The 20,352-nt window shown below is 66.0% G+C and carries 16 protein-coding genes and 1 pseudogene; 12 read left to right on the forward strand and 5 right to left on the reverse strand.

What is annotated here, in order from left to right:
• Positions 1-323: 323 nt before the first annotated feature.
• On the forward strand, positions 324-785 hold the full coding sequence (gene nudB / locus PX653_RS24875; RefSeq protein ID WP_277415325.1) for a dihydroneopterin triphosphate diphosphatase: 462 nt from the start codon (positions 324-326) through the stop codon (positions 783-785).
• Here the strand turns inward: nudB and PX653_RS24880 are convergent.
• On the reverse strand, positions 777-1,454 hold the full coding sequence (locus PX653_RS24880; protein WP_277415326.1) for a hypothetical protein: 678 nt from the start codon (positions 1,452-1,454) through the stop codon (positions 777-779). The two genes, nudB and PX653_RS24880, sit on opposite strands and share 9 nt — an antisense overlap.
• Before the next feature lie 229 nt (positions 1,455-1,683).
• On the opposite strand from PX653_RS24880, the gene PX653_RS24885 reads away from it, so the two are divergent.
• The 10 genes from PX653_RS24885 (at position 1,684) to PX653_RS24930 (ending at position 12,705) form a co-directional block, all read left to right on the forward strand.
• Positions 1,684-2,493, forward strand: coding sequence for an endonuclease/exonuclease/phosphatase family protein (locus tag PX653_RS24885; protein ID WP_277415327.1), 810 nt, complete (start codon positions 1,684-1,686; stop codon positions 2,491-2,493).
• Position 2,494: 1 nt separating this feature from the next.
• Positions 2,495-3,658, forward strand: a complete 1,164-nt coding sequence (gene clsB, locus PX653_RS24890) for a cardiolipin synthase ClsB (protein WP_277415328.1) — start codon at positions 2,495-2,497, stop codon at positions 3,656-3,658.
• Complete coding sequence (locus PX653_RS24895) at positions 3,658-4,038, forward strand: RNA-binding S4 domain-containing protein (protein ID WP_277415329.1); 381 nt, start codon at positions 3,658-3,660, stop codon at positions 4,036-4,038. The genes clsB and PX653_RS24895 overlap by 1 nt, the downstream gene beginning before the upstream one ends.
• Before the next feature lie 263 nt (positions 4,039-4,301).
• Positions 4,302-4,889, forward strand: coding sequence for a TetR/AcrR family transcriptional regulator (locus PX653_RS24900; protein WP_277415330.1), 588 nt, complete (start codon positions 4,302-4,304; stop codon positions 4,887-4,889).
• A 63-nt stretch (positions 4,890-4,952) separates the two neighbouring features.
• Positions 4,953-6,743: an acyl-CoA dehydrogenase C-terminal domain-containing protein gene (locus PX653_RS24905; RefSeq protein WP_277415331.1), complete on the forward strand. Its 1,791-nt coding sequence runs from the start codon at positions 4,953-4,955 to the stop codon at positions 6,741-6,743.
• 16 nt (positions 6,744-6,759) lie between these two features.
• The gene (locus tag PX653_RS24910) at positions 6,760-9,147 is read left to right on the forward strand and encodes a 3-hydroxyacyl-CoA dehydrogenase/enoyl-CoA hydratase family protein (protein WP_277415332.1); all 2,388 of its coding nucleotides are present in this window, start codon (positions 6,760-6,762) and stop codon (positions 9,145-9,147) included.
• 22 nt (positions 9,148-9,169) lie between these two features.
• Positions 9,170-10,366, forward strand: coding sequence for an acetyl-CoA C-acyltransferase (locus tag PX653_RS24915; RefSeq protein ID WP_277415333.1), 1,197 nt, complete (start codon positions 9,170-9,172; stop codon positions 10,364-10,366).
• A 182-nt stretch (positions 10,367-10,548) separates the two neighbouring features.
• A complete protein-coding gene (locus tag PX653_RS24920) occupies positions 10,549-11,328 on the forward strand; it encodes an enoyl-CoA hydratase (protein WP_277415334.1) in 780 nt (259 codons plus the stop codon).
• A 115-nt stretch (positions 11,329-11,443) separates the two neighbouring features.
• Positions 11,444-12,010, forward strand: a complete 567-nt coding sequence (locus tag PX653_RS24925; RefSeq protein WP_277415335.1) for a sigma-70 family RNA polymerase sigma factor — start codon at positions 11,444-11,446, stop codon at positions 12,008-12,010.
• Complete coding sequence (locus PX653_RS24930; RefSeq protein ID WP_277415336.1) at positions 12,007-12,705, forward strand: anti-sigma factor; 699 nt, start codon at positions 12,007-12,009, stop codon at positions 12,703-12,705. The genes PX653_RS24925 and PX653_RS24930 overlap by 4 nt, the downstream gene beginning before the upstream one ends.
• Before the next feature lie 34 nt (positions 12,706-12,739).
• On the opposite strand, the pseudogene PX653_RS24940 reads toward PX653_RS24930, so the two are convergent.
• The 3 genes and pseudogenes from PX653_RS24940 to PX653_RS24950 form a co-directional block, all read right to left on the reverse strand.
• Positions 12,740-14,376: pseudogene (locus tag PX653_RS24940) on the reverse strand (DUF4394 domain-containing protein).
• 143 nt (positions 14,377-14,519) lie between these two features.
• Entirely contained in the window at positions 14,520-15,404 is an 885-nt protein-coding gene (locus tag PX653_RS24945; protein ID WP_277415338.1) for an RMD1 family protein, read from the reverse strand.
• Positions 15,405-15,587: 183 nt separating this feature from the next.
• On the reverse strand, positions 15,588-16,766 hold the full coding sequence (locus PX653_RS24950) for a S8 family peptidase (RefSeq protein ID WP_277415339.1): 1,179 nt from the start codon (positions 16,764-16,766) through the stop codon (positions 15,588-15,590).
• A gap of 351 nt (positions 16,767-17,117) precedes the next feature.
• On the opposite strand from PX653_RS24950, the gene PX653_RS24955 reads away from it, so the two are divergent.
• Positions 17,118-18,620 carry a tetratricopeptide repeat protein gene (locus PX653_RS24955; RefSeq protein WP_277415340.1) on the forward strand — a complete coding sequence of 501 codons (1,503 nt, stop codon included), beginning with the start codon at positions 17,118-17,120 and terminating at the stop codon, positions 18,618-18,620.
• 20 nt (positions 18,621-18,640) lie between these two features.
• Here the strand turns inward: PX653_RS24955 and PX653_RS24960 are convergent, their stop codons facing one another.
• Positions 18,641-20,251, reverse strand: a complete 1,611-nt coding sequence (locus PX653_RS24960; RefSeq protein WP_277415341.1) for a glycoside hydrolase family 43 protein — start codon at positions 20,249-20,251, stop codon at positions 18,641-18,643.
• Between the last annotated feature and the right edge of the window lie 101 nt (positions 20,252-20,352).

Here is a 20,352-nt window from a genome sequence, read left to right on the forward strand (position 1 = left end):
GTTGGATTCGGCGCTTGCTTGCGGCGGCATTAGGGGACTGACCCCGGTTTTGATCGCCGGCCCGCAAGAATGGGGGGCGTCGCCGATAAAAACCGGGGTCAGTCCCCTGGATACGCCGGCAATCGACACCACGGTCAACCCTTACCGGGGACAGACCCCAGCCGCAGGCAAGCGGCGAAGCCAACCCTTACCAGGGACAGACCCCAGCCGCAGGCAAGCGCCGAAGCCAACCCTTACCGGGGACAGACTTCAACCTGCCAACGTCATCTCAACGCGAACCAACTTCGGGGACAGTCCCCTGCGGGGACAGTCCCCAACGCCAAATGACCCACAAAATCCCGGAATCGGTATTAGTCGTCATCCACACCGCCGACCTCGACGTCCTCTTGATCGAGCGCGCCGGCAATCCCGGCTTCTGGCAGTCGGTCACGGGTTCGCTGGACGCGCCCGACGAGCCCCTGCTGGCCACGGCCACGCGCGAGCTGTTCGAGGAGACGGGCATCGTCGCCGATGGCGAGCGCATCGTGCTGCGCGACTGGCAGCTGTCGAACGTCTATGAGATCTACCCCGTCTGGCGCCATCGTTACGGTCCGGGCGTGACGCAAAACACGGAGCACGTGTTCAGCGTGCAGGTGCCACGCGACATCGCCATCACGCTGGCGCCACGCGAGCACGTGGCCTACGAATGGCTGCCCTATCTTGCTGCGGCCGACAAATGCTTCAGCCCGTCGAACGCGGAAGCGATCCTGCAGCTGCCGCGCCAGTTGCGCAAAATGTCAAGCTGAGCGGCGCCACCGCGCCGCCGCCAGGCCCACGCCGGCCAGCGCGAACAGGGGCAGGGTGCCCGGCAGCGGGATCGTCACGTGCTGCTGCGGTCCAAGGGCGGTGCCGTACAGGCGGAACGCCATGTCGCCCGCACCCGTCTGGCCCAGGTAGCGGCCGCTGCCCGTGAACTGGGCCATCCGCCCATCGCCGCCGTTGGCATCACGGACCGCCGTCTGCGCCAGCTCGACGGTGTGGCCCGCCATGCCGATCCAGTACGCCACATCCGCCAGCATCGTGAAGCCGGCGAACTGCGCATGCTTGCGCACGTTGCCGCTGCTGGCGCCGTCGCCATCGATGGCGTCGATCGCACTGCCGAAGCGGCCCAGCAGCGCGCCCGGGCGGCCGCTCTCGTCAGCCCAGATGGCGATGTCCACCAGCGTGCCGAGGGCGCCGTAATAGTCGTTGGAATAGATGGCCATGCCGTCCACCAGGGTGTTGACGGCAAAGGAGACGGCCTCCCCGAAGTGCTGCCCCCGGTTGACGTTGCTGTAGGCATTGCCGGATGCCGCACCCAGCAACGCCTGCGGACTCCAGTCCAGCAGGATCGGTGACGCCGCCGCGGGAGCGGCAATGCACCACGCGCACGCTAGCATGGCGAGTGCGCTCGCCCGTTTGCTTCTGATCGCCATAGTGGCCTCCCCCGCCCGCGTCGTCAGAACATGAATGATGCTTTTTTGTACACCTTAATGTAGGCCATAACTCAACTGTTGTCTTCAGTAATGAAACGTGCGCAGCTCGACTGTTGGGTTTACGCTGAATCGGCTGAACGCGTTTCCTGGTGGCAGCCTGCGCGGCAATCGTGCCGCCGCCGCACGATTGCCGGGGAATAAACCTTACGGATGGGGCTAAAATGATTCCATGAAGATCAAAGTCGCCACCTACAACATCCACAAGGGCGTTTCCTACCGCAGCAAGCCGCGGGTAGTCGCCCTCAAGCAGGCCATCGCCGCGTTCGATGCCGACCTGATCTTCCTGCAGGAGGTGCAGGGGCAGCACGACCGCATCGCGGCCCGCTACGGCGAGGAGCGCCACGGCCATCGGCACTGGCCGCAAGGCAGCCAGCACGAGTTCTTTGCCGGCGAATCGCACCAGTCGGTCTACGGGCTGAATGCCCAGTACGACCACGGTCACCACGGCAATGCACTGCTGACGCGCTTTCCCATCGCCAAGTGGACCAACACGGACATCTCGGACCATGCCTACGAGGCGCGCGGCATCCTGCACTCGATCGTGGAAACGCCCAAGGGCACGGTGCACTGCTACGTGATCCACCTGGGCCTGTTCGAGAAAAGCCGGGTGCGCCAGGTGGAGGCGTTGATCGACGCCGTCAACCTGTCGGCACCGAATGGCGAGCCGGTGATCATCGCCGGCGACTTCAATGACTGGCGCAATACCCTGAGCGCCAAACTGCGCAAGGCGCTGGGCGTGGTGGAGGTCTTCGACGAGGTCGGCGCCGGCTCCAGCCTGGGCGACCTGGTCCGTACCCTGGCGCGGAAGCAGGCGGCGGTACGTCCGGCCCGCACCTTCCCGGCCGCCTTGCCCTTCTTCCGCCTGGATCGCATCTATGTGCGTGGCTTCAAGGTAGAATCGGCGGAGGTCCTGCATGGCCAGCTGTGGGCCAAGCTGTCGGACCACGCGCCGATTGTGGCTACCTTGAAACTTGCCTGACATGCGTCCCGTTGAATTCATTGCCGATAACGAAGTAAAACTCCTGCACTGCGGTACCGAATACTTTCCCGCCCTGGTGGAAGCCATCGATGCCGCGCAGTACGACGTCTACTTCGAAACGTATATCTTCGCCGATGACGAAACGGGACAGGCCGTGCTGGCCGCACTGATGCGGGCCGGACAGAGGGGCGTGACCGTGCGCGCGATCACGGACTGGTTCGGTACCGGCAACGGCCGCTCGAACCGCATCCATGCGGCGCTCAGCGAGGCCGGCGTCGAGCACCGCATCTTCAATCCGTGGTTCCGCCGCGGCGTCACCCGGACGCACCGCAAGATCTGCGTGGTGGACCGCTGCATTGCATTCGTCGGCGGCATCAACATCAACGACGACATGTTTTGCGATTACGACCACAGTATCGGCCTGTCCGCGCCGCGCTGGGACTTCGCCGTCGCAGTCGAAGGCCCGCTGGTCGCCGCCATCCACCGGGAGGCGGAAGCGCAATGGCTGCGCTTGGGCCGGATGACATTGAAACATCGTATCGACCTGTACAACGAAATGCGCCGCGCCAACAAGGTCGCGGCCGAGTCGACGGTGCGGGCCGGCTTTGTCGTGCGCGACAACCTGCGCAACCGGCAGACCATCCAGAAGGCCTACCTGAACGCACTGGGACGCGCGCGCAAGAGCGTGCTGCTGGCCAACCCGTATTTCGCGCCAGGCCGCAAGTTCCGCCGCGCACTGTCGCAGACGGCGCAACGCGGCGTCGAGGTAGTGCTGCTGATCGGCGTGGGCGAGCACTGGCTGCAGGACGCCGTCGCCCATTCGTTCTACCCGAAGCTCCTTGCCTCCGGGGTCAAGGTGGTGGAATATCACAAGACCCAGCTCCACGCCAAGGTGGCCGTCATCGACGATGAATGGGCCACCGTGGGTTCTTCCAATGTGGACGGGCTGAGCCTGTTTTTGAACCAGGAAGCGAATGTCGTCATCAAGGACGCCGCCTTTGCCGTCGACCTGCGCCGGCATATCGAGGCGGCAGTGGCGGATGGGGTCGAAATCCATCCGCACGAGTACGAGCACGTCGGCCGCTTCCGCCGCATCGGCTACGAGATCGCCTACGTGGTCTACAAGACGCTGATGCGCATTTTCGCAGTGGGGAAATACGCTTGATGGACAATGTAAGGATCGACAAATGGCTGTGGGCGGCGCGCTTTTTCAAGACGCGCAACCTGGCCATCGACGCGATCGACAACGGTAAAGTGAAGATCGGCGGCGACCGTGTCAAACCGGCACGCCTCTTGAAGCTGGGCGAGAAGCTGCACATCGACAATGGCTCGGACGAGTGGGACGTGCTGGTGCTGGGCCTGTCCGACAAACGGCAGGGCGCCCCGATCGCCCGCACCCTCTACGAAGAGACGGAAGAATCGATCGCGCGGCGCCAGAAGGAAGCGGAGCGCCGCAAGCTGTTCACGGAACCCGCAGCCGATTTCAAGGGCCGCCCGACCAAGCGCGACCGTCGCCTGCGCGAGAGCATCGACCACGGAGAATAAAAACCCGGGACAGACCCCTGTTTCTCGGAAATTTCCTCTAAACAGGGGTCTGTCCCGGGTTTCTACAATACCCTGCAACCCGCCCCGTCAAAATAGAACGCCACCTCTAACAATGAGGTTTGACATTTATCTGGCTCTGGATAATAGTACGAGCGTTCGTAATTTTTTTCACACGATGACTATCCCCGGGGAGAGAATGAACTTTTTCTCTCCGAGCCGGATTCCAAGTGAGCGCCCTAGTTATTAATACCTCGACAAAATTCATGCGCAAGGGTGAGATGACCCGTGCCGCCATCCTGGACGTGGCCCTGGACCTGGCCAGCCGTGACGGGCTGGAAGGGCTGACCATCGGTCTGCTGGCGGACAAGATGAACATGAGCAAATCGGGTGTGTTCGCCCACTTCGGTTCGCGTGAAGACTTGCAGCTGGAAGTATTGAAGCTGTACCACCGCCGCTTCGAGCAGGATGTGTTCTATCCCAGCATCAAGGAGCCCCGCGGCCTGCCGCGCCTGCGCGCGATGTTCGCGCACTGGGTCAAGCGGGTCAGTATCGAGATCGCGTCCGGCTGCATCTACATCAGCGGCGCCGTCGAGTATGACGACCGTCCGGGCCCGATCCGCGAGGAGCTCGTGTCGATGGTGGGCGCATGGCAGAGCGCGTTGTTGCGCGCGGCCCAGCAGGCCATCGAATGCGGCCACCTGAAGGCCGGGACGGATGCCCAGCAGCTGGTGTACGAGATGTACGGCCTGATCCTGGCCGTTCACCACGACGCCCGCTTCCTGCGCATTCCCGGCAGCGTGGAGCGCGCCAGCGTCGGCTTCAACCGTCTTATCGAAAACCATCAGTCCTAACGCCGCGCAATCGAAGCGGCACTTCAACAAACAACTTTAGCCTTTAGTCGTCAGGAGATAAACATGGGTCAATACGTCGCGCCAATCCGGGATATGCAATTCGTGCTGCATGAGTTCCTGAAGGTGGAAGAGCAGCTCAAGGAACTGCCGGCCCACGCCGAGACGGATGCCGACATCATCAACCAGGTACTGGAAGAGGGTGCGAAATTCACGTCCGAAGTGCTGTTCCCGCTGAACCACTCCGGCGACCGCGAAGGCTGCAAGCACGACGCCGAGACGAAGACCGTCACGACGCCGAAGGGCTTCAAGGAAGCGTACAAGCAGTACGTCGAAGGCGGCTGGGCCGCGCTGGCATGCGATCCGGAATTCGGCGGCCAGGGCCTGCCGGTCGTGCTGAACAACTCGTTCTACGAGATGCTGAACTCCTCCAACCAGGCGTGGACGATGTACCCGGGCCTGTCGCACGGCGCCTACGAGTGCCTGAAGGAACACGGCACCGACGAACAGAAGCGCCTGTACCTGCCGAAGCTGGTCTCCGGCGAATGGACCGGCACGATGTGCCTGACCGAACCGCACTGCGGTACCGACCTGGGCCTGCTGCGCACCAAGGCGATCCCGAACGAAGACGGTTCCTGGACCATCACCGGCAACAAGATCTTCATCTCGGCCGGCGAACACGACATGTCGGAAAACATCCTGCACCTGGTACTGGCCCGCGTGCCGGACGCACCGGAAGGCTCGAAAGGCATCTCGCTGTTCCTGGTACCGAAGTACCTGCCGAACAACGACGGCACCGTCGGCGAGCGCAACCCGATCTTCTGCGGCGCCATCGAAGAAAAGATGGGCATCCACGGCAACTCGACCTGCCAGATGAACCTGGACGGCGCCCGTGGCTGGATCATCGGCCAGCCGAACAAGGGCCTGAACGCCATGTTCGTGTTCATGAACGCCGCCCGCCTGGGCGTGGGCATGCAGTCGCTGGGCCTGACCGAAGTCGCGTACCAGAACGCGCTGGTGTACGCCAAGGACCGCCTGCAGATGCGCAGCCTGTCGGGCGTCAAGGCGGCCGACAAGCCAGCCGACCCGATCATCGTGCACCCGGACGTGCGCCGCATGCTGCTGACCGCCAAGGCCTACGCCGAAGGCGCGCGCGCATTCTCGTCGTACGTCGCACTGCAGATCGACCGCGAACTGAACCACCCTGACGAAGAAGTGCGCAAGGAAGCCGCCGACGAAGTCGCGCTGCTGACCCCCGTCATCAAGGCCTTCATCACCGACAACGCGTGGATCGCCACGTCGGAAGCGATGCAGGTGTACGGCGGCCACGGCTACATCTCGGAATGGGGCATGGAGCAGTACGTGCGCGACGCCCGCATCAACCTGATCTACGAAGGCACCAACACGATCCAGTCGCTGGACCTGCTGGGCCGCAAGATCCTGATGGACAACGGCGCCAAGCTGCGCAAGTTCGGCGAGAAGGTGCGTGCGTTCGTCGAAGAAAACGGTACCGACGAAGCGATGTCCGAATTCGTCACGCCGCTGGGCGAGCTGGGCGAAAAAGTGGGCAAGCTGACGATGGAAATCGGCATGAAGGCCTTCCAAAACCAGGACGAAGTGGGCGCCGCCGCCGTGCCTTACCTGCGCGTCGTGGGTCACCTGGTGTACAGCTACTTCTTCGCGCAGATGGCCAAGATCGCGCTGGAGAAGAAGGACTCGGGCGACAAGTTCTACGAAGCCAAGCTGCAGACCACCCGCTTCTACTTCGCGCGCCTGTACCCTGAAACCGCGATGCTGATCCGCCAGGCCCGTTCCGGTGCCGCGAACCTGATGGCGCTGGACGCCGACCTGTTCTAAAAACTAGAGGAAAAACATGAGCAACTTCAGTGTGAAAAAAGTCGCCGTCCTGGGCGCCGGTGTGATGGGCGCGCAGATCGCCGCCCACTGCGTCAATGCCAAGGTCCAGGTCGTGCTGTTCGACCTGCCAGGGAAAGAAGGCACCCCGAAGAACGGTATCGTCCTCAAAGCCATCGAAGGCCTGAAAAAGCTGTCGCCGGCACCGCTGGGCGACAAGGAAGACGCCGCCCTGATCCAGGTCGCGAACTATGAAGACAACCTGGACCAGCTGGCCGACTGCGACCTGATCATCGAAGCGATCGCCGAGCGCCTGGACTGGAAGCACGACCTGTACAAGAAGGTCGCGCCGCACATCGGCCAGAACGCCATCTTCGCCTCCAACACGTCGGGCCTGCCGATCCACCAGCTGGCCGAAGGTTTTGATGCGGACCTGAAGGCACGCTTCTGCGGCGTGCACTTCTTCAACCCGCCGCGCTACATGCACCTGGTCGAACTGATCCCGACCGAAGCGACGCGTCCGGAAATCCTCGACCAGCTGGAGACGTTCCTGACGTCCGTGCTGGGCAAGGGTGTCGTGCGTGCGAAAGACACGCCGAACTTCATCGCCAACCGCGTCGGCATCTTCGGCATGCTGGCCACCATCCACCAGGCCGAGAAATTCGGCCTGTCCGTGGACGTCGTCGACGACCTGACCGGCGCCAAGCTGGGCCGCGCCAAGTCCGGCACGTTCCGCACGGCGGACGTGGTCGGCCTGGACACGATGGGCCACGTCATCAAGACGATGCAGGACAACCTGAAGGACGACCCGTTCGCCGCCGTCTACAAGACGCCGGACGTGCTGGCCAAGCTGATCGAGAAGGGCGCCCTGGGCCAGAAGGCCGGCGGCGGCTTCTACAAGAAGGTCGGTAAAGAGATTCAACGCCTCGACTTCGCCAGCGGCGAATACGTGGCAGGCGGCGCGAAAGCGGCCGACATCATCGCCCGCATCCTGAAGGAAAAGGACCCGGTCAAGAAATTCAAGGCGCTGCGCGAATCGACCAACCCGCAAGGCCAGTTCCTGTGGGCGATCTTCCGCGACGCGTTCCACTACATCGCCTACCACCTGGAATCGATCGCCGACAACGCCCGTGACGTGGACTTCGCCATGCGCTGGGGCTTCGGCTGGAAGATCGGTCCGTTCGAAACGTGGCAGGCCGCCGGCTGGAAGCAGATCGCCGAGTGGGTCAAGGAAGACATCGACGCCGGCAAGGCCCTGACCAATGCGCCGCTGCCAGCGTGGGTGTTCGAAGTCGACGGCGTGCACACGGCCGAAGGTTCGTTCTCCGCCGCGTCGAAGAAATTCGTGCCACGTTCGAACCTGGAGGTCTACAAGCGCCAGGAGTTCCGCGCACCGGTACTGGGCGAAGGCGCAGTCGATGCGACGAAGGCCGGCACCACCGTGTTCGAAGACGATTCCGTGCGCCTGTGGCACTCGGGCGACGAAGTCCTGGTCGTATCGATCAAGACCAAGATGCACGTCATCGGCCAGGGCGTCATCGACGGCCTGAAGCGCGCGCTGAAGGAAGCGGAACAGAACTTCAAGGGCATGGTCATCTGGGGTACGGATGCGGCCGAAGGCGGCGCGTTCTCCGCCGGCGCCGACCTGCAATCGGCCCTGCCAGCCTTCATGGCCGGCGGCGCGAAAGCCCTCGATCCCTTGATCCGCGACCTGCAGAACACCTTCATGGCGATGAAGTACTCGAACGTGCCGGTCGTCGCCGCGGTGGCTGGCCTGGCGCTGGGCGGCGGCTGCGAAATGGCGCTGCACGCGTCGCGTCGCGTCGCGTCGATCGAGTCCTACATCGGCCTGGTCGAAGTGGGCGTGGGCCTGATCCCTGCCGGCGGCGGCCTGAAAGAGGCGGCTGTCCGCGCGGCGAAAGAAGCCAAGGGCAACGACATCCTGCAATTCCTGAAGACGGGCTTCACCAACGCGGCCACCGCGAACGTGTCGAAGTCGGCCCTGGAAGCGAAGGCCATGGGTTACCTGAAGGAAGACGACATCATCGTCTTCAACCCGTACGAACTGCTGCACGTGGCGAAAGTGACCGCGCGCTCGATGTTCGACGCGGGTTACCGCGCACCGCTGCAGCGCCCGGTGCCCGTCACCGGCCGTTACGGCTGGGGCACGATCCGCGGCCAGCTGGTCAACATGCGCGACGGCGGCTTCATCTCCGCCCACGACTACAAGCTGGGCGACATGATCGCCGAGATCGTGTCGGGCGGCGACATCGACCAGGGCAGCGTGGTGTCGGAGCAGTGGCTGCTGGACATGGAACGTAAAGCCTTCCTGGAACTGCTGAACAACCCGAAAACGCAAGAGCGGATCATGGGCATGCTGCAGACCGGCAAGCCGGTGCGGAACTAAGTCGAACACTAGGACGAACAACATGAGCAAACAACTTCAAGACGCATACATCGTCGCAGCGACCCGCACCCCGATCGGCAAGGCGCCACGCGGCATGTTCAACAAGACCCGCCCGGACGACCTGCTGGTGCACGCGATCCGCGGCGCCATGGCCGCCGTGCCGAACCTGGACCCGGCGCTGATCGTCGACGCGATCATCGGCTGCTCGTTCCCGGAAGCGGAGCAGGGCTTCAACATCGCCCGTAACTCGGTCGTGCTGGCCGGCCTGCCGAACACGGTGGGCGGCGTCACCGTCAACCGCTACTGCGCCTCGGGCATCACCGCCCTGGCCATGGCGGCGGACCGCATCCGCGTCGGCGAAGCCGACGTGATGATCGCCGGCGGCGTCGAATCGATGTCGATGGTGCCGATGATGGGCCACCACCCGTCGATCAACATGGACACGTTCAAGGACGAGAACGTGGGCCTGGCCTACGGCATGGGCCTGACGGCCGAGAACGTGGCCAAGCAGTGGAAAGTGTCGCGCGAAGACCAGGATGCCTTTGGCCTGGAATCGCACCGCCGCGCCATCGCCGCCCAGCAAGCCGGCTACTTCAAGGACGAGATCACGCCCGTCGAGATCACGACCCGCACGCCTGACCTGCGCACCGGTGAGATCAAGGTTGGCAAGCGTACCGTCGATGCGGACGAAGGCCCGCGTGCCGACGCGTCGATGGAAGGCATGGCCAAGCTGAAGCCGGTCTTCGCCGCCAAGGGTTCCGTGACGGCGGCAACGTCGTCGCAGATGTCCGACGGCGCCGGCGCGCTGATCGTCGTCTCCGAAAAAATCTTGCGCGAGCACAACCTGACGCCGCTGGCCAAGTTCTCGTCGTTTGCCGTGCGCGGCGTGCCGCCGGAAATCATGGGTATTGGTCCGAAGGTGGCGATTCCTGCCGCGCTGGCAGCAGCCGGCATCACGCAGGACCAGCTGGACTGGATCGAGCTGAACGAAGCCTTCGCCGCCCAGGCGCTGGCCGTCATTCGCGACCTGAACCTGGACACCAGCAAGGTCAACCCGATGGGCGGCGCGATCGCCCTGGGCCACCCGCTGGGCGCGACCGGTGCGATCCGCGCCGCGACCGTCGTGCACGCACTGCGCCGCAACAACCTGAAGTACGGCATGGTGACGATGTGCGTGGGCGCCGGCATGGGCGCGGCTGGTATCATCGAGCGCGTGTAATACGAAGAGCCGCTTTCTCATGCCTGCACCCCAAGTGCAAGAGCCGGGGTCAGACCCGTCGGGTCTGACCCCAGGGTTTGCTTCGGGGTTGCGGTGTGCGTCGCTGGCTACTTAGCAGCCAATAAGAGGGCGCCGGGATCCGATCCCGGCGCCCTTCATCATTCAAAACAAGGAGAAGAGACATGGACATCCTCGTCAGCAAAGAAGGCGGCATCCTCACGCTGGAATTCAACCGCCCGGAGCGCAAGAACGCGATCACCTCCGCGATGTACCAGACGCTGGCCGACGCCATCAACGCGGCGGAAAGCGACAACGAAGTGCGCGCCATCCTGATCGCCGGCAAACCGGAGATCTTCACGGCGGGGAACGACCTGGACGACTTCATGAAGACGGCGCGTCCATCGACGGCCGAGGAATTCGCCAACCGTCCCGTGTTCCAGTTCATGCGCGCGCTGTCCGGTAGCACGAAGCCCGTGGTGGCGGCTGTCGGTGGCCTTGCCATCGGCATCGGCACCACGCTGCTGATGCACTGCGACCTGGTCTACGCCGGCGACAGCGCCAAGTTCTCCGTGCCGTTCACGCAACTGGGCCTGTGCCCGGAATTCGGCTCGTCGATGTTGATGCCGCTGGCCGCCGGCCACGCGCGCGCCGCCGAGAAGCTGATGCTGGGCGAGCCGTTCACTGCTAGGGAAGCCTACGACATGGGTATCGTCTCGAAAGTGCTGCCGGCCGCCGAGATGCTGGACTTCGCGCGCGCGCAAGCGGCCAAGCTGGTCGCGCTGCCGGCCGCGTCGATCCGCACCACCAAGGGCCTGATGACGCAGGGCCGCAAGGAAGAGCTGAACGCCATCATCGCCAAGGAAAGCAAGCTGTTTGGCGAGATGCTGCTGGCGCCGGAAGCGAAGGAAGCGTTCATGGCCTTCTTCGAGAAGCGCAAGCCGGACTTTACGAAGTTCGCGTAACCGCGCGGACGGTGGCGGCATCCCTGCTTTTTTTGCCGCCAGCCGTGCGACAGAGTGTCTATAATCGTCGCACCGCCGGCTGCTGTCCCGGCTTGCCCAACGGACCGCGCCTGCCGTGACAACCGCTGCCGAAGAATTCGACTATGAAGCCGCCTTGCGCGGTTGTGCGCGAGGCGAAGCGCAGGCGCTGCGCCGCCTGTACCAACAGGAGAGTCCACGCCTGCTGGGGGTGGCGCTGCGCATCGTACGCGAGCGCCAGGCGGCGGAAGATGTGCTGCACGACGCCTTTGTCAGCATCTGGACCAAGGCGGGCAGTTTCGACGCGGCCCGCGGTTCGGGGCGCGGCTGGATCTACAGCATCGTGCGGCACCAGGCGCTCGACGCGATCCGCAATGGATCGCAGCAAGTGGCCGTCAGCGAAGACGCGCTGGACGCCATCGACAGCGAAGCGGCGCTGCAAAGGCAGCACCAGGTGGCCGATGCGTTTGAATTGCGCGCCAACCTGGGCCGGCTGCACGACTGCCTCACGCAGCTCGACGCGTCCAAGCGCAACAGCATCCTGTACGCCTACGTCGACGGCTGTACCCATTCGGAAATCGCCGAACGCCTGCAGTCGCCGCTGGGCACCGTCAAGGCATGGATCAAGCGCGGCCTGACCGCGCTGCGGGAGTGCATGGTATGAACCCGATCCGCGATCCGCACGAACTGGCCGGCGAGTACGTGCTCGGCACCCTCGACGCGGCGCAGCGCCGCGAAGTCGAACTGGCGCTGCGCGATGACGCCGCCCTGCGCGCCGCCGTTGCCGCATGGGAGGAGCGCCTGCTGCCGCTGGCCAGCCTGGCCGAACCGGTGGTGCCCTCGGCCGCCCTGTGGGCACGCATCGAGCTCAGCACCCTGCCGCGGGCACGGCCGGAAGCGCCGGCTGCACGCTGGTGGAACGGCCTCGGCCTGTGGCGCGGCCTGGCAGCCGGCGGCTTTGCTGCGGCGGCCATCATGGCGGTCGTGGTGGGCATGCGGCTGCAGGCGCCGCCCGCCTCGCCCGCCTATATGGTGGTGCTGGCCCAGCCGGAGAGCATGACACCGGGCTGGATCGTGCGCGTCAACGACAGCCGGATGCTGCGCCTCGAACCCCTGGTACGAACCGAAGTGCCGGCGCAGAAGGCGCTGCAGCTGTGGACCAAGGCCGACGGCTGGAAACTTCCTGTTTCGCTGGGCCTGGTCACGCCGGGCAGGCCATTCGAGGTGCGGCTGGACAAGCTGCCACCGCTGCAGCCGAACCAGCTGTTCGAGATCACGCTGGAACCGGCCAACGGCTCGCCGATCGGCCGGCCGACAGGGCCGATCCTGTTTATCGGCCGGGCCGTCAAGACGATGTAAGGGAGCGCCGCCGCCAACCGGCGGCGGCTGGGCCTTACTTGATGGCGATGGCGATGTCGCGCAGTCCCGTGCTGCCGCTGCCGATGGCGGACAGCTTCACGTCCGTGGCGCCGTTGACCGGCGTCGCCGCGCCGCTCGTCAGGTCGATCCGGTACAGCGTGCTGGCGCCGCCGGCCCCGGTGCGCAGCGCCGCCAGCGCCAGGCCATTGGCACCGCCGGCGATATCGAAACCGCCGTCGCCAGCGATGTCCACACCCAGGGGGCCGACATCGGCCAGCGTCCCGTCATTCGGGGATTCTGCAGGGCCAGCACGTCGGCGCCGCTGTCCAGGTCGAACAGCATCGTTGCCGTCGCCCCCGCCACGCTGTTGGTATAGGCGGCCGCCGTCACGACCGGTGCCGTGCCGCTGCGGTTGATCGTACCGTCCGTGGTGGTCGCGCCGGTATCGACATTGATGCGCAGGCTTTGGCCGCCGTTGCCGATGACGCGCAGGCGGTCCGCCACGGGGTTGAAGTCGACGGCAAAGGCCGTGCCGCTGATTCCGCCGAACGGGGCACTGGTGTCGGCCGCATCGGCCGTCAATGTCGCCTTCGCAGTTGCCACGCCGGTGGCGGGGTCGATCGTGACGATGCGTGCGGCCGAGGTCAGGCCATACAGCAAACCGTCCTTAGGCCGGAAATCGATGCCGAGCAGGCTCTCGCCGCTGTTCATGCCCGTGATGGCCACCGTGCCGGTCAGGGTGTTCGGTGCCGTCGGCTTGAAGGCGACGAGGCGTGCGTCGTCGGTCAGCCCATAGACAGTGGGCTGCCCAGCGGCGCGCACGGCGATCCCGCGCAGGTCTTCGGCAACGGCGAGCGCGCCGACCAGCGTTGCGACGGCGGCGCTGCCGGCGGGATTGACGGTGTACAGATTGCGCACGCCACCGACGGTTGCCACGAGATAGCCGACATTGGTGCGGCCATCGATATCGAAGCCGTTGCCGTTGCCGACATCGATGCCCAGCGCGACCGGCGTGGCCAGCGTGCCGTTGTTGGGTGGATTCTGCACGTACAGCGTGTCGTTGACGCTGTCGATGCCATACAGCGTCGTCGCGCCCGTGCCGGCGAAGGAATTGGTGTAGGCCGACGCCGTGATCGCGGTACTGGCGGCGCCGCCGTTGATGGCGCCGTCGGTGGTGACGGCGCCCGTATCGACATTGATCCGCAGGCTCTGGCCGCTGCTGCCGACGATGCGCAGGCGATCCGCGACCGGGTTGAAGTCGACGCCGAAATCGCTGCCGGCCAGCGCGGTGAAGGGCAGGGTGGTGTCGGCCGCATCGGCCGCCAGGGTGGACTTCAGGGTCGCGACGCCGCTCGCCGTATCGATCGTGTAGAGCCGACCGCCGCTGCCCACGCCATACAGCACCCCGTCGGCAGGACGGAAATCGATGCCGACCAGGCTGTCGCCCCCCTGCAGGCCCGTGACGGCGACCGTCGTCCGGATGGCGCCGGGCGTGGCGCGGTCGAACGACACGAGCTTGTTCGAGACGGTCAACGCCAAGACGTCGCCCGGGGTGGGCGCCGGCACGCCCGGCGTGGGGGCGGGATGAACGATGTCATCGTGGCCGTCGCCACCGCAAGCCGTCAGCGCCAGGGCGACGGGCAAAGAAAGGATCAGCTTGGAAATGGTCATGGTAGTGCCTCCTGAGGTCGGTTGAGTGATCGCTCAACGATTGCCGGTACCGCTCAGGCAACGTTGATACGATCACTACGCCGGGCAGACGACTTTGGATGCACTGCCATTAAAAATAGTTTGCTTCGCTCGAGCTGCCGGCTTCAGTGGCCGAAGTGGCCGTACAAGCCCAGGCACAGCTCCGTAAAGATCAGCAGCAGGATCGCCACTTCGAGCCGGTGCGAGCTGTGGTAGCGCATCGTCTCGACCAGCGTCTCGGAGGTGTGCGACAGGGTCGTCAGCTTGCGGTCCAGCGTGGCCGCGCGGTCGTGCAGCTCGTAGTCGCCTTCCAGGCGCGCATACAGGCCCGACAGGCCGGGGTTGTCCCACAACAGGTCCGGCCGATCGAGCACGCCGGCGCGGCCGTTCAGGCGGTTCTCCGCCAGCAGCATGTTGCCCACCGCCTTCAGCAGTTCGGCCGGCTTGGCCGAGAAGCGGCCGTCTTCGGCCAGGTCGCGCGCCAGCGGCTCGGCCAGGTCGAAGTCGCGTGCGGCGCGTCGCTCCTGGAACGACAGCATCGCCGCCTTGGCCATCACCTCGGCGATCAGCTGCAAGCGCAGGCGGTCGGCATTCTTGATCTTGATGCAGGGCCCCGTCGGGCCTTCTTCCTCGTCCGGGCTGACCTGGATCGTCGCTGTCTCGCCGGCCCCCACGTCGCCCTCGCCGGACGAGTGCTGCGCGATCGTCTCCAGCAGGCGCGCTTTCTCGTCCATCGAAGCATTGAACAGCACCACCGCGCCGTAGCGGAACACGGCGGCAATGCCGCCCTGGCCCAGCTTGACCGTGAATGGCGACTTGGCGATGATCTCGAATTCGGCGATGGCGCGTACGTCGATGCGTTCGGCCACCATGATGGCCGTGGCCGGGAATTGCGCGTGCGGGATGACGGGCCGCTGGAAGGGCAGCTTTTCCGTCTTGACGTGCAAGCCGGGCCGGGTGCGTGGACGCGGTGTCCAGCGGATCTGTTTTCGTTCGATGGGGTAGTCCATGGTGGTGAGTTTGCCAATACGGCGACGCCGCCATCATAGCGGAATCGGCATGCGCACAGCAGCCTGCATGGCGATACGTGCCGCCGCCCGGGGCGGGGACCGCATCGGCAAACCCAAACCATCCGTCCAGACATTACGCGGCAAGCAGCGCGTCCGCTGCCGTGCCGCCCGCCGGCCCTGGCTTTACTCCGGCGCCGTCAGGAAGCCGTCGCCGATGTCGGTGCCGTCGATATCGGGCGGGAACACGTCGCGCCGCGCCGTGGCCGAGAGCTTGGCCGCGACGGTGCGTGCATCCGCCTGCACGCCATCCTCCTGCAGCGCTTCCCACCACAGCGCGGCCACGCCGGCCACGTGCGGGCAGGCCATGCTGGTGCCGCTCCACGTCTCGAAGCCGCCGCCGGGAAAGGCAGACGTGATGTCCACGCCAGGGGCGCTGATGCGGGCCATGTGGTTGGAAAAATCGGCCACGAACAGCTTGTCGTTGCGCTTGCCGATGGCGGCGACGCTGACGACGTCATTCGCCGCGGCAGGCAGCGAGACGGCGATGCGGAAGTCCTTGTTGTCCCCGCGCCGGCTCTCGTTGCCGGCCGCAGCGACGACCAGCGGTTCGATGCCGAGGCCGCCCTGGGCGTCCAGCATCGCCATGATGGCGTCGAACATGCGCAGGTTGCCCCGGTACGCTTCCAGGGCCTGCGACGTGGCCAGCGCGACGGGCATGCCGCCCTGCGTCAGCTGTTCCACCATGCCGGGGAAGTCGAAGCCCAGCGACATCGAAATGATGTTGGCGTTCTGCTGCAGTGCCCACGTCATGCCGTTGAACAGCATCTCGGAACTGCCGGAGCCGTCGTTGCCCAGCACCTTGCCGATCAGCGCCTTTTCCACGCCGCGGGCGATGCCGATGCGCTTGCCCACGTCGCGCCCGAAGATGGTACCGGCGCAGTGGGTGCCGTGGCCGACCACGTCGGCCATGCCGTCGCCGCTGAAATCGTTGGTGACGAGGTTGACGCCCGCGAACGCCGGGTGGTCCACGTCGATACCCGTGTCGAGCACGCAGACGGTGACGCCGGCGCCGGTAAAGCGGCTTTTATCGGCGCCGACTGCCGCGATACCCCAGCTGTCGGCCGCCGCAGCCGCCGCGGCGCTCTTGAACGGTTCGATCAGGCGGGTCGGCATCGTCGGCGCGACGAGCCGCACTTCGGGTTCGGCCCGCGCCTGCGCCAGTTCCTTGTCGCTCAGGCGCTCGACGGTGATTTGCGGCGCGGCGGCGGCATGGCGCAACGTCTCGAACAGGCGCGTGCCGGCCAGGCCGGGCTTGACGCGCGCATCGGCGGCACTGCTTCTCAGGACAACGTATTTTTTCATGGTGTTCTCTCCCTCTGAATTCGCACGATTGCGAGCCAGTGCGGGACTGCACAGCAGGGCGCCACTGGCGGAGCGCCTGCCGCCTGGGACTTGGTCTTGAGGCTAGTCAAAGTGTAGCATCGCGATAGGGGGAAAGGTCGCGATATTGTCACCATGTATAGCGCAACTGTCATGGGACAGCCGCGTGGGAATGTGGTGCCGGTATATTTCCCGACCGCCGGCGCCGGTAGTGGCGGCTTGCGCCGCCAATTGCCCTCTCCACTGAGCGAGACGTATTGTGCATGCCGATTTTTACGCGGCGATGACATGATCCATGCGATGGGGCCGCGCCGCTGTGGTCTAATGCGGGCCATGAATTCCATCGATCCTTCCGATCCCGGCGCGCTGCTGCGGCAGGCCGTCGCGCACCATCAGCGCGGCGAGCTGGCACAGGCGGAAACGCTGTACGGCGCCGTGCTGGCGCGCGAGCCGGCCAATTTCGATGCGCTGCACCTCTCGGGCGTCGTCGCGCGCCAGCGCCAGGCGCCGCAACTGGCCCTTGACCTGATCGCGCAGGCGCTGGCCATCGACGACAGCCGCGCCATCGCCCATTGCAACCTGGGCGCCGTGCTGCAGGACCTGGGCCGCGAGCACGAGGCGCTGGCCAGCTATGAGCGTGCGCTGGCATTGCAGCCTGACTATCCAATGGCGCTGTGCAATCGCGGCAATGCGCTGCGGCGCCTGGGCCGCCTGGACGAGGCGCTGGACAGCTACGGCCGCGCGCTGGCATTGACGCCGCGCTATCCCGAGGCCTTCTGCAACCGTGCGCTGGCGCTGCAGGCACTGGACCGCCATGCGGACGCGCTGGACGATTTCGGCGCCGCGCTGACCGAGCGGCCAGCCTATGCCGAGGCGCTGCATGGCGCCGGTGTATCGCTGGCGGCGCTGGAGCAGATGGACGACGCGCTGGAAGCATTTGACCGCGCGCTGCGGGCGCAGCCCGACTATGCCGACGCCTGGTGCAGCCGCGGCACGTTGCTGCTGCGCTCGCATGAACCGCAGGCGGCGCTGGACAGCTATCACGCGGCGCTGGCGCTGCGGCCCGGTTCGGCTCGGGCCAGGCTGGGTTGCGCGAATGCGTTGCGGGCGCTGGGCCGGCGCGACGAGGCCGTGGCCGCGTACGAGGCCGCCGCCGCATGCGGTGCCGATGCCGGCACCGTCGCGTACCTGCTGGCATCGCTGGGTGCCGCGCCGGCCCCGCAGGCGTCGCCAGCCGGCTACGTGGCCGCGTTGTTCGACCAGTACGCGGGCCGCTTCGACCGTCACCTCGTCGACGTGCTGCGCTACCGCACGCCGGCATTGCTGGCCGACGTGCTGGCACGCCAGCTGGACGGACGGCGCGATCTCGCCATCCTCGACCTGGGCTGCGGCACGGGGCTGTGCGGCCCGCTGCTGCGGCCCTTGGCGCGCCACCTGGCAGGTGTCGACCTGTCTGCCGGCATGCTGGCACAGGCGCGCGAACTGGGCGTCTACGATACGCTGGCCTGTGCCGAGCTGACCGCCTACCTGGCGCACGAGTCGGCGCACTGGGACGTGCTGGCGGCTGCCGACGTGCTCGTGTATATCGGCGACCTGGACCCCGTGCTGGCCGCGGCGCGGCAGGCATTGCGCGCCGGCGACTTGTTCGTGCTGTCGGTCGAGGCGCTGGAGGGGGAAGGCTATGCCTTGCGCGCCTCCGGCCGGTATGCGCACGCGGCCGGGTATGTCGCCAGCGTCGCTGCGCGGCATGGCTTTGCGGTGCGCGAGCAGGTGGCGTGCACGCTGCGCGAGGACAGCGGGGAGCCGGTCGCAGGCCTGGTGTTCGCGTTGGGATAACGCCCTGCCCCCTCGAATTGTTAGCGGCCGACCCGGAAGTAATCGAAGTCCGCGTAACCGCTACCCTGTATATCGCCGACGCTGAACAGTCCCAGCGTCGCCCCCACCCAGCGTCCCGGTTGCGCCGCAAAGGTACCCGGCGCCGCCGTCCACGTCGTGCCATCGGCGCTGTACGAAAACCGCACCGTCGCCCCGTCCGCCCATTCCAGCCGCAGGTGCAGCGCGGCGGGTGCGGAGGCGAGCAGCACCTGCGTCGTTTCCGTGCAGCGCATGACAGCCGGCGTGCACTGCGCATACACCAGCTGCGTGCTGCCGGCCTGCCTGCGCAGTCCCAGCCACGCATACTGCATGCCGTCGACGATCAGGCCGGCACGGTCGCCGTCCGCCGCGTCGTGCAACGCCACGTGCGTCTGCACGGTGAACGCGGGCGCCGGCACCTTCTGCGACAGGATCGGCGCGCCGCGCACGTAGTCGTGCGCATCCGGCACCGCTTGCGTGAACAGCCGCAGCGCGCCTGGCCGCGCCGACAGCGAGTGCCAGCCCGGCTGCGGGTTGGCGTTCCACTGCCATTGCGGGCCCAGGGCGGGCGATGCGAACTCGTCGCCGGTCGCGGGACCTTCGATGGCGCCAGCGCCCGGCTTGGCATGTCGTTCGACCGGTTCGCCGGTCGCCGGCTTGACGCCTTCCGCGCCGATGACGGGCCAGCCGTCGCTCCAGCGCAGCGGCTGCAGGTGCACGATGCGGCCGTAGGCCTTCTTGTCCTGGAAGTGCAGGAACCAGTCCTTGCCGTCGACGGCCCGGACCCAGGCGCCCTGGTGCGGGCCGTTGACGTTGCTGCGGCCTTGTTCCAGGACGATGCGTTCCTCGTATGGGCCCGCGATGGCGCGCGCCCGGAAGACGCTCTGCCAGCCTTCGGCGACGCCGCCGGCCGGCGCGAACACGTAGTAGTAGCCGTCCGCCTTGTAGAACTTGGGGCCTTCCAAGGTGCGGTAGCCGGGCAGGCGATTGCCGTCGATGATGGTGCGGCCCTTGTCGTCCAGCAGGCTGCTCCCGTCCGGGGCCATGCGCCGCAACGTCAGGATATTGTTGATGCCGGCGCGGCTCTTGGCCCACGCATGCAGCAGGTAGGCGTTGCCGTCGTCGTCCCACAAGGGTGTCGGGTCGATGATGCCCTTGCCGGGCAGGAGCAGGTGCGGCGCGCTCCAGGGGCCGGCGAAATCGCGCGCCGTGATGACGTACACGCCGTGGTCCGGATCGGGATAGAAGATCCAGAATTTGCCGTCGTGCCAGCGCAGGCACGGCGCCCACACGCCCTTGCCGAACTGCGGTGTCGCGAAGGCCGCTTCCGGCACGAGGCGCGGCAACGCGTGGCCGACCAGCTTCCAGTTGACCAGGTCGCTCGACTCGAGTAAGGGCAGGCCTGGTACGTAGTTGAAGCTGGACGCCGTCATGTAGTAGCGCTCGCCCACACGGATCGCGTCCGGATCGGAGTAGTCGGCATGCAGCACGGGATTGCGGTAGGTGCCGTCGCCCTGGTCGGGCTGCCATGGCACCGTGGCGGTCGGGGTGGCGGCACAGCCGGCGAGGGCGGCCAGCAACAGGGCGGGCGCGAGATGGCGGGGCAGGGGCATGCGTCGGCGGCGTGATGGTGGATGGAGGAATCGGAAGCCGACTATAGCAGCGCTGCCGGCCTTGTGGGTGAAGCGCTCAAGCGATTGATTGTTGCGGGCGC

Origin of the sequence: Pseudoduganella chitinolytica, from assembly GCF_029028125.1 — a bacterium.
In the GTDB taxonomy this organism is placed as follows: domain Bacteria; phylum Pseudomonadota; class Gammaproteobacteria; order Burkholderiales; family Burkholderiaceae_D; genus Rugamonas; species Rugamonas chitinolytica.